14 protein-coding genes are annotated in these 16,883 nt (G+C 63.2%); 13 read left to right on the top strand and 1 reads right to left on the bottom strand.

Features of this window, described 5'->3' with window-relative positions:
• The 7 genes from VF515_18235 to VF515_18205 form a co-directional block, all read left to right on the top strand.
• A partial coding sequence (locus VF515_18235) for an alanine/ornithine racemase family PLP-dependent enzyme (protein ID HEX7409570.1) occupies positions 1–1,038 on the top strand: 1,038 nt, incomplete at its 5' end.
• On the top strand, positions 1,035–2,183 hold the full coding sequence (gene alr / locus VF515_18230) for an alanine racemase (GenBank protein HEX7409569.1): 1,149 nt from the start codon (positions 1,035–1,037) through the stop codon (positions 2,181–2,183). The genes VF515_18235 and alr, both read left to right, overlap by 4 nt.
• A gap of 245 nt (positions 2,184–2,428) precedes the next feature.
• Positions 2,429–3,469, top strand: a complete 1,041-nt coding sequence (rtcA, locus tag VF515_18225; GenBank protein HEX7409568.1) for an RNA 3'-terminal phosphate cyclase — start codon at positions 2,429–2,431, stop codon at positions 3,467–3,469.
• A gap of 118 nt (positions 3,470–3,587) precedes the next feature.
• Positions 3,588–5,045, top strand: a complete 1,458-nt coding sequence (locus tag VF515_18220; protein HEX7409567.1) for an RtcB family protein — start codon at positions 3,588–3,590, stop codon at positions 5,043–5,045.
• Positions 5,042–6,379: an MFS transporter gene (locus VF515_18215; protein HEX7409566.1), complete on the top strand. Its 1,338-nt coding sequence runs from the start codon at positions 5,042–5,044 to the stop codon at positions 6,377–6,379. The genes VF515_18220 and VF515_18215 overlap by 4 nt, the downstream gene beginning before the upstream one ends.
• Before the next feature lie 185 nt (positions 6,380–6,564).
• Positions 6,565–6,981: a CBS domain-containing protein gene (locus VF515_18210; protein HEX7409565.1), complete on the top strand. Its 417-nt coding sequence runs from the start codon at positions 6,565–6,567 to the stop codon at positions 6,979–6,981.
• A gap of 190 nt (positions 6,982–7,171) precedes the next feature.
• Complete coding sequence (locus VF515_18205; protein HEX7409564.1) at positions 7,172–7,732, top strand: HPF/RaiA family ribosome-associated protein; 561 nt, start codon at positions 7,172–7,174, stop codon at positions 7,730–7,732.
• A gap of 79 nt (positions 7,733–7,811) precedes the next feature.
• Here the strand turns inward: VF515_18205 and amrS are convergent, their stop codons facing one another.
• Positions 7,812–8,879 carry an AmmeMemoRadiSam system radical SAM enzyme gene (amrS, locus tag VF515_18200; GenBank protein HEX7409563.1) on the bottom strand — a complete coding sequence of 356 codons (1,068 nt, stop codon included), beginning with the start codon at positions 8,877–8,879 and terminating at the stop codon, positions 7,812–7,814.
• A gap of 391 nt (positions 8,880–9,270) precedes the next feature.
• Between amrS and acsA the strand changes: the two genes are divergently transcribed.
• The 6 genes from acsA (at position 9,271) to VF515_18170 (ending at position 16,780) form a co-directional block, all read left to right on the top strand.
• Entirely contained in the window at positions 9,271–11,037 is a 1,767-nt protein-coding gene (acsA, locus tag VF515_18195; GenBank protein HEX7409562.1) for an acetate--CoA ligase, read from the top strand.
• Between the two features lie 28 nt (positions 11,038–11,065).
• On the top strand, positions 11,066–12,046 hold the full coding sequence (gene pdhA / locus VF515_18190; GenBank protein HEX7409561.1) for a pyruvate dehydrogenase (acetyl-transferring) E1 component subunit alpha: 981 nt from the start codon (positions 11,066–11,068) through the stop codon (positions 12,044–12,046).
• On the top strand, positions 12,043–13,023 hold the full coding sequence (locus tag VF515_18185) for an alpha-ketoacid dehydrogenase subunit beta (protein ID HEX7409560.1): 981 nt from the start codon (positions 12,043–12,045) through the stop codon (positions 13,021–13,023). Before pdhA ends, VF515_18185 begins: the two co-directional genes overlap by 4 nt.
• Positions 13,016–14,155, top strand: a complete 1,140-nt coding sequence (locus tag VF515_18180) for a dihydrolipoamide acetyltransferase family protein (protein ID HEX7409559.1) — start codon at positions 13,016–13,018, stop codon at positions 14,153–14,155. The genes VF515_18185 and VF515_18180 overlap by 8 nt, the downstream gene beginning before the upstream one ends.
• Entirely contained in the window at positions 14,152–14,397 is a 246-nt protein-coding gene (locus tag VF515_18175) for a phosphopantetheine-binding protein (protein HEX7409558.1), read from the top strand. Before VF515_18180 ends, VF515_18175 begins: the two co-directional genes overlap by 4 nt.
• A 487-nt stretch (positions 14,398–14,884) precedes the next feature.
• On the top strand, positions 14,885–16,780 hold the full coding sequence (locus tag VF515_18170; GenBank protein ID HEX7409557.1) for a CHASE3 domain-containing protein: 1,896 nt from the start codon (positions 14,885–14,887) through the stop codon (positions 16,778–16,780).
• The last annotated feature ends 103 nt before the right edge of the window (positions 16,781–16,883 follow it).

Raw genomic sequence — 16,883 nt, 5'->3', positions numbered from 1 at the left:
GGCATCGAGGTGACCGGAGTGACCAAGGTCACCTGCGGCAACCCGGACGTGGCGAGAGCCATGCTGCGCGGCGGCGTCTCCTCCATCGGGGAATCACACCTCGAAAACATCCACCGGCTGAAGGCCGCCGGCGTCTCAACTCCGTATATGTTGTTGCAAATCCCGGCGCTGTCCGGGGTGGACGAGGTTGTCGAAGCGGTGGACGTGAGCCTGAACTCGGAGCTTGCGGTTCTTGAAGCGCTGTCGCAGGCGGCCCGCCGTCGTGGCCAGGTCCACGACGTCATCCTCATGGTGGACCTGGGCGATCTGCGCGAGGGCATCTGGCCCGAAGAGTTGGTGCCCTTCGTATGCGAGGCGCTTCGGCTTCCCGGTATCCGCATCAAAGGCCTCGGCACCAACCTCGCGTGCTTCGGCGCGGTTGCGCCCTCCGAAGACAACATGAAACAGCTGGTCGAACTCGCCTGCGAGATCGAGCGGACCTTTGACCTTGCGCTCGAATGGATCTCGGGCTCCAACTCGAGTGGGCTCGAACTGATCGCCTCGGGACGCATGCCGAGGCGGGTGAACCATGCACGGATTGGCGAGGGAATCTTGCTGGGCCGGGAGACCATTCATCGGAAGCCGTGGCCCGGCACCTTCCAGGACGTCTTTGTCTTGTACGCCGAGGTGTTGGAGATCAGGAAGAAACCGTCGGTGCCGGTCGGCGAGCGCTGCGAGGATGCCTTCGGCAAGCTCCCTAGCTTCGAGGATCGCGGCGAGATGATGCGCGCCCTTCTGAACGTCGGACGCGAGGACGTGGACGTCGACGGGATCGCGCCGATCGACCGGCGCATCATGATTTTGGGTGGTTCCAGCGACTACCTGGTCGTTGACGTGACCGGTGCGGCGGGCGGCGTTCACGTCGGCGACGAGCTTACCTTCTCCCTGAAGTACGGCGCCCTGCTCGCAGCGATGACGTCAGAGTACGTGAAAAAGCGCCCCGTGAGAGGGAGTGCTCCCGTGGCGTCGGATGACTCAAGAGGAGGGCAGGGGGCTTGAGCCACACACATTCTGACGCGAGTCGCCTGACCAGGGCGTTCATCCATCTCGACCGTCTGACGCACAACCTGCGACTTCTCCAGGAGCAGGTGGGCAAGCGGTCTTTGTGGCCGGTGATCAAGGGGAACGCGTATGGACACGGCGCACCAATTGTCGCCCGGCATCTAACGCGTCTCGGCTACGACACGTTTGGCGTGGCCGATGTGGATGAAGCCATCGCGCTGATTGAGGCGGGCATCGACGCCACCTTTGTCATCCTCTCGGCGACCCTCCCCGAACACAGCGAAGCACTGATCCGGTACGGCTGCGAGCCGGTCGTGTGCACGCTGGAGATGGCCGAGGCGCTGGCGCGGGACGCGGGAAAGGCCGGGCGGCGCGTCTCGGTGCACCTCAAGGTCGACACCGGCATGGGGCGCGTCGGCATTCGCCCCGATGAGGTCCCGACATTGCTCGATCGCTGTCGGGCGCTTCCCACGCTGCGGGTGCGAGGGCTCATGAGCCACTTTCCCTGCGCCGATGAAGCCGACAAGACCTTTTCCAAAGAGCAGATCGAGCAATTTCGTCGCGTCATCGAGGCGACGAAGGGCTACGGGATCGAGGTTCGCCACATGGCGAATAGCGCCGCCGTGTTCGATTTGCCGGACTCGCACTTCGATGCAGTCCGGCCGGGGATCGCCATGTACGGCCTGCGGCCATCGTCGGAGATTGTGAACCCGCGCGTGCAGGAGCTCGAGCCGGTGCTGGAATGGAAGACGCGGATAACCTTTCTCAAAGAGGTTCCTGCCGGCGTTGGCCTCAGTTACGGACACACGTTCCACACGCAGCGGCCATCGCTCATCGCCACGGTTCCCGTCGGGTATGCGGATGGTCTCAGCCGGAGGCTGTCCAATTGTTTCCATCTCTTGGTCCGCGGTGTGCGGTGTCCTCAGGTCGGTCGCATCACCATGGACATGAGTCTGATCGACGTGACGTCGCTTCGAGGGCAAGTTGAGTCAGGCGACGAGGCGGTCATCATCGGCCGACAGGGCGACGAAGAGGTGACGGCCGAGGAATTGGCCGAGAAGCTCGGTACCATCAGCTACGAGGTTGTCAGCACCATCTCGCACCGCGTTCCTCGCGTCGTGACGGGCACAGCGGCCTCATAGAGACGGGTGAGTAAGCCTGCCCTCAGGGTCGATCACTGTTTTCACGTGACGCGAACCCAACCGCTTACTCGCGGGGTTGGGAATGGGCAGGGGGTTAATGACGAGTTACGGTGCTCGGTCTCTTGGCCTGTGATTTGCGGGTCCATGCGGGGCGGGCAGCACGAGAAGAAGTCTTTTTGTCCGCTCTGGGCAAGGGAAAGCGCTGCTGATACCAGCGCCCGAAAACATCGGGTAGATTTCGCCGTATGGCAGTGATGATGCAGGTGGACGGCGCGCACGGTTCGGGAAGCGGCACGATCGTCCGCTTCGCCGCCGCTTTCGCGGCAATACTCGAGCGTCCACTTCACCTCTCCAATGCTCGGGCAAAACGAGAGAAGCCAGGCTTACGGGCGCAACATCTGGCTGCCGTCCGAGCCTGCGCTGAGCTGTGCAATGCCAAGACGGACGGGCTTGCTCTCGGCTCGCGGGAGTTCACCTTTGTCCCGGGAGCAAGGATCAAGGGAGGAACCTTCTCCTGGGACATCGGCACTGCGGGTTCGGCCACCATGTTGGCGCTCGGCATCCTTCCGGTAGCGTGCTTCGCCGAGGCGCCCGTCACCGCGCGAATCACGGGCGGTGTATTCCAGGACTTCGCGCCTTCGCCGCACCACATGCAGTATGTCCTGACGCCGTTGCTGGCGCGCATGGGCGCGGATGTGGAACTTCACGTGTTCCGCGCCGGCTACGTGCCGAGAGGCGGTGGCGTGATCGAGTTGCGCGTGCGCCCCGCGCGTAGGTCCTTGAGTCCGCTGCTGCTGACAGAGCAGGGCGTTGTGCGCGGGGTATGCGGCATCGCCATCTCGAGTCACCTCGAAGAACGGCATGTGAGTGAGCGCATGGCGCAAGTGTGCGAGGCACAGCTGGCTGCTGCTGGGCTCTCATGTAAGATCGAGCCGGTGCTCGACACCCTGGCGCTTCATGCGGGCGCGAGCCTAGCGGTGTGGGCAACGACCTCCACGGGTTGCATCCTGGGTGCGGACCGAGCCGGCGCGTTGCGCCGTAGCTCGGAGACAATCGGAGATTTTGTTGCGAAAACCTTGCTGGAGGACTTGGCAACGGGTGCCACCACCGACCGGCACGCCGCAGACCAGCTTGTACTCTTCGCCGCACTTGCGAGCGGCACGACGCGTTACGTGACGCCGGGTTTCACCGATCATCTGGAGACCAGCCTATGGCTGGCTGAGCAGTTTGGCGCAAAGGTTAGCCGGGAGAAACGGCGGCTGGAAATCGAGGGACTGAGGCGATGATGTCGACGGCAAAGAGAAACGCCGCCAGCAGAGCCTGCGGCGGCGAACTGCATTTCCACTACGTGGAGGAAACCGATATCTTGGGGGTGAGTTGGAAGCGGTAGTGGTCGAGGGGCCGATGGCTGTTCCAGAGGGAATCCGGCGGGTTGCCGCATGCGTTTGGGAATTGCCGCCCACTTTGCGTCCGGGGATGCGGGTTCCGGTTCGTATCTTCGCCACCGAGGCCCTCCTCCAGGCTATGGATGACGTGGTGTTCCAGCAAGCTGCCAACGTTGCGACCCTGCCCGGGATCGTCGGCTACAGTTTCGTCATGCCCGACGCCCACTGGGGTTACGGCTTTCCGATCGGCGGTGTGGCTGCCATGGACCCCGCGACAGGGGTGATCTCGCCCGGCGGCATCGGCTTTGACATCAACTGCGGCATGCGCCTGGTCCTCACCAATCTCACGCTCGAGGAGGTGAAACCGAAGCTGCGCGAGCTGGTGGACATGCTGTACCAGCGCGTTCCAGCTGGGGTCGGCTGCAAGGGCTTCGTGAAGCTGTCACAGTCTGACTTTGCCGAGGTGATCGAGCAGGGGGCGCGCTGGTGCGTACACAACGGCTACGGTACCAAGGAAGATCTCGACCGGACGGAAGAACGTGGGTGTTTGAGCGGGGCCGATGCCTCTGCCGTGAGCCCGCGCGCGATTGAACGGGGCTATCAACAAATTGGCACGCTGGGATCGGGCAACCACTATCTGGAGATCCAGGTTGCTCGGCCAGAGGACGTGGCCGATGCGTCGCTGGCTGCCAGGCTCGGGATCGTTCGGCCGAATCAGGTGGCCGTGATGTTCCACTGCGGCAGCCGCGGCTTTGGACATCAGGTTGCCACGGACTCGCTACAGGTATTCCTGCGCGCCATGACGTCCAAGTACGGCCTGGAGATCATCGATCGCGAGTTGGCCTGTGCCCCGTTCACTTCGCCTGAAGGCCAACAGTACTTTGCGGCCATGCAGTGTGCTGCCAACATGTCATTTGCCAATCGCCAGGTGATTCTTCACCGCATCCGAGAGGTCTTCAGCTGCGTATTTGGGCGCGACCCGGCCGATCTCGGCTTGCGCATGGTATATGATGTCGCCCACAATATCGCGAAACTGGAGACGCACGTGGTGGGTGGGAAAAAGCGCGAGCTGCTGGTCCACCGCAAAGGGGCGACGCGTGCCTTTGGCCCGGGCATGCCGGGGTTACCGCCGGAGTATCAGGAGATCGGTCAGCCGGTGATCATCGGCGGCAGCATGGAAACCGGATCGTACCTGCTCACCGGTGTCAGCGGCGGCGCCGCGGCATTCTTCAGTACCGCTCATGGCAGTGGCCGTACCATGAGCCGCACCAAGGCCAAGAAGGCCTTCCACGGCCGTGATCTGCAACGCCGAATGGAAGAGCGCGGCATTTACGTCCGCACCGCTTCGTATGGCGGTCTGGCGGAAGAAGCCGGAGCCGCCTACAAAGACATCGATGCGGTGATTGAGGCGACCGAGCGTGCCGGCCTGAGTCATCCCGTCGTCCGCTTCACACCGATCGGCAACGTGAAGGGTTGAGCCCGCGCGCGTCTCAGTTCTTTCATCGCCTCGGGCTCGACCGGCCCGAAGTGCGTGCCTGGGCGCTGTACGACTGGGCGACTGCGGCGTTCTTCGCGACCATTGTGGCGGCGGTATTTCCGATCTACTTCAGCACCGTTGCGGCGGCGGGTCTACCGGCCACCGTGGCGGCGACCCGCTTCGCGCTCACCACCACGGCGGCAATGGTCATCGTCGCGGCGCTGGCGCCCGTCGTGGGCGCGCTCGCCGACTATTACGGCATCAACAAGCGGATGCTCGCGGCGAGTATGGGACTGGGTGTCATTGCCACAGGCTGCATGGTGTTCATTCGTCCGGGGGACTGGCTGCTGGCTTCATTTCTGTTCGGCGCTGCCAACATCGGCGCATCATTCGCCTTCGTGTTTTACGATTCACTGCTGGTGCACATCACAAGCAGTGGAAAGGAGATGGACCGCATCTCGACCACCGGCTACGCCGTTGGCTATCTCGGGGGTGGTCTGTTGCTAGGCCTCAATCTCGCCTGGATCAGCTATCCGAGACTCTTTGGAATGGCGGATGCGGCCGCGGCCGCGCGGCTCTCCTTCTTCAGTGTGGCGATATGGTGGCTGGCGTTTTCCATTCCCCTCTTGCGCTGTGTTGCCGAGCCCCCGGCACGGCGCGGCGCCGGTGAGGCGAGGGGATTGGGGCCACTTCGCGCCGCCAGGCATCGGCTGCTCCGAACGTTTCACGACCTGCGTGCTTACAAGCAGGCCTTCATGTTTCTACTGGCATTTCTGATCTACAACGACGGGATCGGGACCATCATTCGCATGGCAGCGCTCTATGGGACCCAGATCGGCTTGCCGCGGGGTGCGTTGATCGGTGCGATCCTCCTCGTTCAATTCATCGGAGTGCCCTTTGCGGTGCTCTTCGGCAGTATCGCTTCCAGAGTTGGGGTCAAAGGCGCGATTTTCTTTTCACTTGCCGTGTATCTCGTGATCAGCATCGTAGCGTTTTTCATGCAGACGGCGTTGCACTTCTATCTCCTCGCCGGCTTGGTTGCGACGGTGCAAGGGGGCAGTCAGGCGCTGAGCCGCTCGCTTTTTGCGCGCCTGGTTCCACGCTTCAGGTCGGCGGAGTTCTTTGCGTTCTTCTCGATGGGCGAAAAGCTTGCTGGCATACTCGGTCCTGGTGTCTTCGCCGCCGTGACCATCCTGACGGGATCGAGCCGGGGCGCCATCCTCTCACTCGTCGTGTTTTTCATCGTCGGGGGGCTGCTCCTAGCGGCGGTGGATGTCACCGAAGGGCAGCGCGTCGCCCGGGAAGCTGAGATGTTGAGAGGACACGGCAGTTAATCTCACGGAATATGAGATTCGACAGCCAGTGCCATTCCTGCCCGCTGCCTTTCCGAGCGGCCCTGCGTTTCCAGTTTTTGGAAAGCCGCGCCTGGCTCGAACTGTCCCGTTATCATGTCTGGTGCGTGGTGATGGATTGGCAAGGTACTTGCGGGCGAGTCTGAGCGTGAGAAAGGAGGTGCCCGATGTCCGTGGGTCGAATCTGTGTGAGAGAGATTGACCTTGCGGCAGCGGAAGAAAGTGCCCTGGTTGCCGGGAGGCGCATGGCCGAACGACAGGTAGGGACCCTAATTGTCTTAGACGAGGCCAAGCGTCCCATCGGCCTCATTACCGATCGCGATCTCGTCCTTCGCGTGCTGGTGGCGGGAAAGGACCCGCAGAACACCCGGGTGGGTGACATCATGACCCGAGATCCAAAGATCGTCAGCGAAGAGAGTGCGATTGAAGCGGCGCTTGCGCTAATGCGTGCCGGCTCATTTCGGCGTCTTCCTGTCGTCAGTCGTGGTGGCGAGTTGGTCGGGATCCTGAGCCTGGACGACGTCCTCACGCTGCTGGCGGAGGAGTTTGCCCATATCGGTGGTGTCGTGGAGCGGCGGAAGTGAGGCGGTGCGGTCTGACGTGTTTCGGATCGACCGAAGCGGCTTGCCGCGATCCTCTGACGCGCGACGGCGTGCCGTATTCTCAACGGTCCCGAACCGATCTGGCTATCGCGCCGCATTTCCGGCCATAATGGTGCAGACCTGCCGCAGTCGGTAACCGGTAGGGTGGGGTACGGAGAAATGGGAGTCAAAGATGCAAATGCCCTTACAGATCAGCTTTCGTGACATGGACCCCTCGATGGCGGTCGAGGCGAAGATCCGCGAGCGGGCAGCGAAGCTCGATCGGTACTACGATCGCATCATGAGCTGCCGGGTGATTGTTGAGGCGCCGCATCGACGCCACCATCAAGGCAAGCTGTTTCACGTGCGTGTCGATGTGACGGTTCCCCAGGGCGAGCTGGTAGTGAGCCGTGAGCCGGTGGAACGTCATTCCCACGAGGACGTCTACGTCGCGATCCGTGATGCCTTCAACGCGGCGCAGCGCCGCTTGGCGGCGTACGCCCGGCGCCAGCGCGGCGACGTCAAGGTTCATGAAGCGCCGCCGGTGTCCCGCATTTCGAAACTCTTTTCGGACGAAGGTTACGGCTTCATTGAGATACCGGACGGAGGTGAGATCTACTTCCACCGGAACAGTGTGTTGAACGGTGCGTTTGACCGGCTGGAGGTCGGCGACGAGGTCCAGTGTGCGGAAGAGCCAGGGGAGAAAGGACCGCAGGCGAGCACGGTCCGGCTCATTGGCAAGCACCATGATTGAGCTGCGAACCGGGATCGCGCGTTGAGCGCAGAGCAGGTCGTGCGGCTTCGACGCTGCGGGACAACCTGCAGCGGCGAAGCTACGCGCTCGCCGCGCCAACGCCGGGCTTGCCGTTGTCTTGTCGATCCCACACCCCGGCGATGGAAGTGTGGCAGCCGGGACAGCTTCCGTCGACCATGCAGCGGTCGAGCATTGCAAAGCCGCGGCGGTGTACAAGCCGCCGGCCGCACTCCGGGCATAAGGTGTCCTCCCAGCGGTCCCCGGGCACATTGCCGATATAGATGAACCGGAGTCCCGCCGCTTCACCGATGGCCGCTGCACGTAGGAGTGTGCGAACCGGTGTCGGCGGCAGATCGAGCATCTTGTAGGCCGGATAGAACGCCGACACATGCCACGGGATGTTTCGGTCCAGCGCGGCAAGCCAGTGCGCCAGGGCGGTCAGCTCCGCATCGGAGTCATTCCGTCCCGGAACGATGAGTGTCGTCACTTCCACCCAAATACCCCGCTCCCGTATACGTTGGATCATGTCCAACACCGGGGCCAGGGTTGCTCCGCACACCTTGCGATAATAGCGGTCGGCGAAGCTCTTCAAGTCGATGTTGGCGGCGTGCAGCACCGGCGCAATGAGAGCGAGTGCTTCCGGTGTCATGTACCCGTTGGTCACGAAAACGTTCTTGAGCCCAGCGCTGGCTGCGAGGCGGCAGGTGTCGAGCGCCAGCTCGAAGAAAATTGCGGGTTCCGTATAGGTGTAGGCAATCGACCGGCAGCCCGCCGCCAGTGCTGCGGCGACAATCTCCTGTGGCGTGATCGGCGTCCCAGGCGCTGCTCCGAGGTGGTTGCGTGGCCACTGCGAGATCTCCCAGTTCTGGCAGAACAGGCAACGGAAGTTGCAGCCGACGGTGGAAAAGGAGTAGGCCCGGCTGCCGGGCAGAAAGTGGAAGAACGGTTTTTTCTCGATCGGATCGATGTCGATGGCCACGACACGATCCGCCACGAGCGTGACCAACGTCCCGCCTTGATTCTCGCGCACCCAGCAAATGCCCCGACGACCGGGACGAATCACGCAGCGGTGGGCGCACAGTTGACAGACAGTGCTGCCGTCTGGCTGCCTGACATAGAGGATCGCTTCACGCAGTGCTGACGGCATTACCAACCGGGCATCCTCTGTGAGCTGCGAGCACGACGTCCAGCCTAAGCCCCCTGCGCCAGTTCCGCCAGCAAACGTTCGCTTCATAGCGCCTCCCTGGTTGCTGTTGTGCAGCAGCAACTGAGATGCCAGGTGCCCCGGGGCGTTGTGTGCCTGAGATGGCTTCTGTTCGGGAGCGGTAATGTACTCCGTGTCTTCTTGTCTATGGGAAACGATACGGCGCCCTTCTCATAACGTGAGCCGGCCGTTCACGGGTTGCCGATCGTGCGCCGGAGTATTGGTGTCGAGTACCGTTGGCACGTTTGTTTCTTAAGACCAGGGCACGTTGGGGAGGATCTGCCACCTCGCCTGAGGCCGCCAGCGACTTGATTGCCCCGACGCGGTGCGTTCGATGCTCGAATCCCCAAGCCGGATCATCAAAGCGAAAGGAGATTTCCGCATACCGCCGAATCTTGAAGATTACGAGCAAGCACGAGCGACATTCTCCTGGGATCGGGCGCAGCGTGAACTCGACGGCCTGCCGGGAGGCCAAGGGCTCAACATTGCCCATGAGGCGGTCGACCGGCATGCGGAAGGTTCCCGTCGAGATCACCTCGCCCTGCGCTGGATCGGCAAGAACGGCGACCTTCGAGACTATACGTACCGTGCCCTTCGGGACCTCACCAACCGCTTTGCAAATGCCTTGCAGGGGCTTGGTGTGGCGAAAGGCGACCGCGTTTATGCCCTGGCCGGCCGCATCCCCGAACTGTACATTGCCGCTCTCGGGACGGTGAAAAATCGTAGCGTGTTCTGTCCGCTGTATTCGGCATTCGGACCGGAGCCGATCCGTGCCCGAATCGAAATCGGCACCGCCAAGGTGCTCGTTACGACAGAGTCGCTCTACCGGCGGAAGGTTGCGGCGCTCCGCGCCTCGCTTCCGTCTCTGGATCATGTGCTGCTCGTTGGCGACGACCGGCAGCCAACCCGCGTGCCCGGCACGCGCGATTTCAACACGCTGATGGGCGAAGCGAGTGCAGAGTTCACAATCGGGCCGACCGATCCCGAGGACATGGCCTTGCTTCACTTTACTAGCGGCACCACCGGCAGGCCCAAGGGGGCTCTCCACGTCCATCAGGCGGTTGTGGCGCATCACATCACAGGCAAGTTTGCCCTGGACTTGCACCCGGATGACACGTTCTGGTGTACGGCCGATCCAGGCTGGGTCACCGGCACGACGTACGGGATCATTGCTCCCCTGACGAACGGCGTCACCAGCATCGTCGACGAAGCCGACTTCGACATGGAACGCTGGTACACCATTCTTCAGGATCAGCGGGTCTCCGTGTGGTATACGGCGCCGACCGCCATTCGTATGCTGATGAAGGCGGGCACGGAACCGGTGCGCAAGTACGACCTGCGTGCGCTCCGCTTTCTCGCCAGCGTCGGCGAGCCGCTCAACCCGGAAGGCGTGGTGTGGGGTCAGGAGGCGTACGGGCTCCCCTTCCACGACAACTGGTGGCAGACGGAGACCGGCGGGATCATGATCGCCAACTACGCGGCGACGGAGATCCGGCCCGGCTCCATGGGCCGACCGGTCCCCGGCGTCGATGCCGCCATCGTGCGCCGGCGGAAGGACGGTGGGGTCGATGTGATCGAAGCGCCCGATGTCCAGGGAGAGTTGGCATTGCGCCCAGGGTGGCCATCGATGTTCCGCGCCTACTGGCATGAACCGGAACGCTACCAGAAATGCTTCGCCGGAGGGTTCTACTTGACCGGTGACCTCGCCAAACGCGATCGCGACGGGTACTTCTGGTTCATCGGCCGAGCCGACGACGTGATCAAGACCTCCGGCCACCTCGTCGGGCCCTTCGAGGTGGAAAGCGTCTTGATGGCGCACAAAGCGGTGGCTGAGGCCGGCGTGATCGGTAAGCCCGATCCGGTGGCCATGGAGGTGGTCAAGGCGTTTGTTTCCCTCAAGCAAGGTTACGAGCCGACGCCCGAACTGCGCCGCGAGTTACTGGCCTTCGCGCGCACCCGTCTGGGCGCCGTGGTTGCCCCGAAGGAGATCGAGTTCCAGCAGAACCTGCCGAAGACCCGCAGCGGGAAGATCATGCGCCGCCTGCTGAAGGCACGGGAGCTGGGACTGCCCGAGGGCGATACCTCGACCTTGGAGGGCTGACAAGCAATGGGAGACAGTGAGTGGTGTCATGGCTTCTGGTGAGCTGCCTGCCACACGTGGCCACGCGCTTCTGCTCCTGCGTGAGATGCTGCGCATCCGGCGCTTCGAGGAGAAGACGGTGGAACTCTACAGCCTCGGCAAGATCCGGGGCTTCCTGCATCTCTACATCGGTGAGGAGGCGGTGGCCGTGGGCGCGATGCAGGCGTTGACGCCGGACGACTCGATCGTGGCGACGTATCGCGAACACGGCCAGGCCCTGGCGCGGGGGGTGCCGGCGGGCGCATTGATGGCGGAGCTGTTTGGCAAGGCCAACGGCTGCAGCCGTGGTCGCGGCGGATCGATGCACGTCTTCGACGTGTCGCGCCGGTTCTACGGCGGCTACGCCATCGTCGGCGGCGGTTTGCCGGTTGCGCTGGGGTTGGCGTTGGCAGACAAGCTGCAAGGCCACTCGCGCATCACCGCGTGTTTCTTCGGGGACGGAGCGGTGGCCGAAGGAGAATTCCATGAGTCGCTCAATCTCGCGGCGCTGTGGAAACTGCCGGTCCTGTTCCTCTGCGAGAATAATCTCTATGCCATGGGCACGGCGCTCATCCGCCACCAGTCGCAAACCGATATCTGGCGGAAAGCGGAGGCCTACGCCATCCCGGCCGATGCCGTGGATGGCATGGACGTCGTCGCTGTCGAGGCTGCGGCACGGCGCGCGGCGGAAACCGTGCGCCGTGGGAACGGCCCGTATCTTCTCGAAGCCCGCACGTACCGATTTCGCGCTCATTCCATGTACGACCCGGAATTGTACCGCACCAAGGAAGAGGTCGAGCGCTGGAAGCAACGCGACCCGCTTGTGACCTTTCCCGCCGCTCTACGGGCGCGGCGTGTGTTGAGCGAGGCGGAATTAGCCGCGATGGAAGGGGCGGTGGCGACGGAGGTCGACGCGGCCGTGCGCTTTGCCGAAGACGGGCCGTGGGAGCCGGTCGAGGACCTCACCAAGGACGTCTACACCGGAGCATGAAAACCACCTACCGCGAAGCTGTCCGGGCGGCGTTGCGTGAAGCGCTGCAAAGCGATCCGCGCGTGTTCCTCATGGGTGAGGACGTTGGCCGCTACGGTGGCGCGTATGCGTGCAGCAAGGGGCTGCTCGAGGAGTTCGGGCCCGAGCGCGTGCGTGATACGCCGCTCTCCGAGTCGACCTTCGTCGGGGCCGGTATTGGCGCGGCTATCGGCGGCATGCGGCCGATCGTTGAGGTGATGACGGTCAACTTCAGCCTGCTTGCGCTGGATCAGATCGTCAACAACGCGGCGACGCTGCGTCACATGTCCGGCGGCCAGCTCAGCATCCCGCTGGTGGTGCGAATGGCCACCGGCGGGGGCCGCCAGCTCGCGGCGCAACACTCGCACAGTCTGGAGGGGTGGTACGCACACGTCCCGGGCATCAAGGTGCTCACGCCAGCGACGCTGGAGGATGCGCGCGGCATGCTGCCGACGGCACTGCGCGACCCGGACCCGGTGTTCATCTTCGAGCATGCGCTGCTCTATCCGATGGAGGGAGAGCTGGACGAGAACATCGGACCGGTGGACATCTCGCATGCGGTGGTACGGCGTGCGGGACGCGATGTCAGCCTCATTACCTTCGGCGGCTGTCTGGGCAAAGTCCTGGAAGCGGCGGAAACGCTGGCCGCGCAGGGTATCAACGCCGAGGTGATCGATGTGCGCGTTCTGCGGCCGCTGGACACGGCCGCGATTCTGACCTCCATCGCCAAGACGCATCGCGCGGTCATTGTCGACGAGGCGTGGCGGACGGGCAGCTTTGCCGCCGAGATCAGCGCCCGCATCATGGAGAGGGCTTTCTACGAACTCGATGCGCCGGTGGCGCGCGTGTGCAGCGCCGAAGTTCCCATGCCCTATCCCAAGCACCTGGAGGACGCGGCGCTGCCACAAGTCGATACGATCGCGCACACCGTGCTGGAGATGCTCAAGCCCCATGGCTGAGTTCGTCATGCCCATCCTCGGCGCGGATATGACCGCGGGCACGCTGGTGGCCTGGCGCAAGCAGCCGGGTGACCGGGTGGAGCGGGGTGACATCATTGCCGAGGTCGAGACGGAGAAGGGATTGATCGAGGTCGAAATCTTCACCCGAGGTGTGATCGAGCGGCTTCTCGTCGAGCCCGGCACCGAGGTCCCCGTCGGGACCGTGCTTGCCATCGTAGGCGAGGAGGGTGTGCTGGCGGCTGCCGAAGTTGAAGCGCCAACGATTTCCACCGTTGCTGCTGGCGTGCCGCCAGCAGAAGCCGGGCGCGTGCGCAGTTCACCAGCAGCGAGAAAACTCGCGGGGGAGCTTGGGGTTGACCTCACAAGCGTCCACGGCACGGGTCCCGGTGGTGCAATCACGCGGGAAGACGTCGAAGGCGCTGCGGCCGCCGCTCCCGCGGTGTCGCCGCCTGTACCTGAGCCGGACAGGCAGGTTCGTCTGCGGCAAACTATCGCTGCGGCCATGGCGCGGTCGAAGCGAGAGATTCCGCATTACTACCTGAGCACCACCATCGACATGCATCGCGCCATGGCGTGGCTGGCGGAAGAGAACCTGAAGCGGCCCATTGCCGACCGCCTGCTCTACGGTGTCCTGCTGATCAAGGCGGTGGCCCTCGCCTTGAAGGAAGTGCCCGAGTTGAACGCGCTCTGGTCAGGAACGCAAGCGGTTCCGAGCCCGGCGATCCACGTTGGTGTGGCGATCTCGCTGCGCCAAGGGGGGCTGGTCGCGCCGGCTGTGCACGACACCGATCGCCAGAGCCTGGATGAACTGATGCGGAACTTTCGAGATCTGGTGGCCCGCGCGCGTGCCGGATCGCTACGCAGTTCGGAGCTGTCTGACCCGACGATTACGGTGACGAGCATCGGCGAGCAGGGCGTGGAGACCATCTTCGGCATCATCTACCCACCGCAAGTGGCGATTGTGGGTTTTGGGAAAGTCGTGGAACGTCCCTGGTCGGTTGATGGGCGGATCGTTTCCCGTTCGGTGATGGCCGCGACACTTTCCGCCGACCACCGCGTTACCGACGGCCATCGCGGCGGCCGGTTTCTCGCCGCCGTCGATCGGCTGCTCCAGGAGCCGAGCCGGCTATGACCAAAGAAGAAATCAAAGCGACGGTCCTCCGACTTCTCGGCGAGATCGCACCCGAGGCGGACCTGACGCAAGTCGACCCTGACGTCAACTTTCGTGATCAACTGGACATCGACTCCATGGATTTCTTGAATTTCGTGATGGCGCTGCACGAAAGCCTGCACGTCGAAATCCCCGAGATTGACTACCCCAAAGTCGTTACCCTCAATGGTTGCGTCGAGTATCTGTTGGTACAGGCGATGTAACACAGACTTCTTGCTGCACTATGAGCCCGCCTCGGAGCATGGAATGGCCTTCGCCCGAATGACCTGCTGAGGCGCTGGGAACGCCGGTGGCCGTTGCGTGTTCGGAAAATGCCTTGACCGTGCTGCGCGAGCGCTATCTCCGGCGCGTCAGTTCCGTCTCAAGGGGATCACGGTGTACCGTTACGGCTCGCGGCCGGGCCAGACGCTTGCGCTGGTGCACGAAAGGGCGCGCCACGATTGTTGCGAGTGCGCGGTGTGATGGGTTGGTCCGCCGAGGCCGCGAGGATCGACCTACGGTTGACGGCAGACCGGCGGAAGCCATTGCTACGTTTGCGGGTGCAAGTTGACACTTTGCCGTGCGGAAGTAACTTTCGCTTGCCTTCGGGTGGCTGTCCGAGCCACAATTCATCCGAGCCGGAGGGCGCTTGCGTCAGTCGGGCGGTGACAGCAGCCACGGGTGCAGCGTAGAGGCACGATGAGAAGACCAATGCAGGTTCTCGGCCGGACCCGGATCCGCATAACGTTCGGGGTTGCCGTGTTCCTCGTTCTCGCCATCGGCGTGGTCTCATACCGGGTCACTTCCCAGTTCATCAATTCCGCCGGACGAGTGGTGGAGACGCACCATGTGCAGGCGCATCTCGAAAAACTCCTTTCCGATTTGAAGGATCTTGAGGACGGTGCCCACGGCTACGTCATCACCGGCAGCGAGGAATATCTCGAGCCCTATCGTGCTGCCATGGCGGGGCTCGATCAATCGATCAGGCACCTGCGGGAGTTGACCGCCGGCGACGAAAGCCAACAGCAACGGATCGATGCGCTGGAACCCTATGTCGCGGAAGAGATCTCCAGTTCTCAGGAAGCTATCAGCGCGCGCGCCGCTTCTGGGCTCGAGGCCGGCGTGCAGACCATCCAGTCACTCTCCGGGCGGAAGATCATGGAGTCGATCCGAACGGTGATCAGTGACATGAAGACCGAGGAATGGAGGGTGCTGCAACGGCGTGAGGCGGTTGAGGAAGCCAGTGCGACCAATGCCAGGCGCGTCTTTGCGCTGTTGACGTTCCTCGCTGTTGTGCTGCTGGCTACCGTCGCCTTCCTGGTGCGGCGTGAGGCGGCAGTGCGGCAGCGCGCGGAGAACGCCTTGCTGGCAGAGTACCAGCGGCTCGATCGACGGGTGGAAGAACGAACTGCCGAGTTGGCGCAGTCAAACGTGCTTTTGCGTCACGAAATTGCTGAGCACAAGCGGGCGGAGGATGCCCGGCGCGAGAGTGAGAGTCGTTTCGCGCAGTTCATGGAGCACTTGCCGGGAGTGGCTTTCATGAAGGATTTGAAAGGGCGACACGTCTGGGTCAGTCCGACCTTCGAGAAGATCTTTGGACGCGCGTGTGACGAATTCATCGGCAAGACCGAGGATGAGATCTGGTCGCCCGAAGTCGGTACACAGCTCCGAGAGCATGATGAGATCATGATTCGTGCGGGCCAGAGTTTCCAGACCACGGAGGTCGTGCCACACAGCGATGGGCCGCATCATTGGCTGACCAGCAAATTCCCGATTCTCGGAGACGACGGGGTACCGAGCCTGATTGCGGGGGTAGGGATCGATATTACTGAACGCGTGCGTGCCGAGGCGCAGCTTCGCGATTTGGAGCGGGGGTCGCAGCAGCGGGAGCGGCTGGCCGATATCGGCGCCATCACGGCGCAGATCGTCCACGACCTCGGCAACCCGCTGGCCGGCCTGTCGATGCAGGCACAGTTGGTCCTGCACCGCGCCAGGCGTGACGAGCGCCAACCGGTCGGCGTCGTCATCCAGCCGATGGAACGGATCCTGGCCGAGGTGGGCCGGCTCGACTCCCTCATCAAGGAGTTCATGGATTTCTCGCGTGAGCAACGCCTCCACCTCACAGCGATCGACCTTCCCAGCTTCCTCAAGGAGGTCGTCGAGATCTGGCGGCCGGTTGCCGCCGAGCGCGGGATTGCGTTGAGCGTCCAGGCGCCGCGCGGTGCACTTTCCTTGACTGCGGACGATGAAAAACTGCGTCGCGTCCTCGACAACTTAGTGAAGAATGCCATTGAGGCGATCGAGCATGGGCCGGGGCATGTGGGCATTCAGGTCACTGTGCCGGCGGCGGACGCGGTGTGCATTTCGGTGATCGACACCGGCCCCGGCATTCCGGACACGGTGGAGGCCTTCCGCTTGTTTGAAACGACGAAGACCAACGGTTCCGGAATCGGTCTCGCTGTCGCCAAGCAGATCGTGCTCGCGCATCGTGGGACCATTGAATTCTCTCGCTGCAGTCCCCACGGTACGGTATTCCGTATCCAGCTGCCGCGTGGTGGCCCGTCGGCTGGGTATGACACCGTTCGCCGTGCAGCATCTGAAGCGTAAGCCGGCAGGCTGAACTCCTCCGCCGACGGTATTGGGCAGTGCCCAGTCGGTCCTTGCGACGGCAGTGCGGTCCCGGCCCAACCGGAGGGAGGATTCCGATGGC

The sequence above is a fragment of the Candidatus Binatia bacterium genome (assembly GCA_036382395.1).
Lineage (GTDB): Bacteria > Desulfobacterota > Binatia > HRBIN30 > HRBIN30 > JAGDMS01.
Note: the sequence above shows the minus strand (reverse complement) of the source record. Positions and strands in the feature narration are given on the sequence as shown.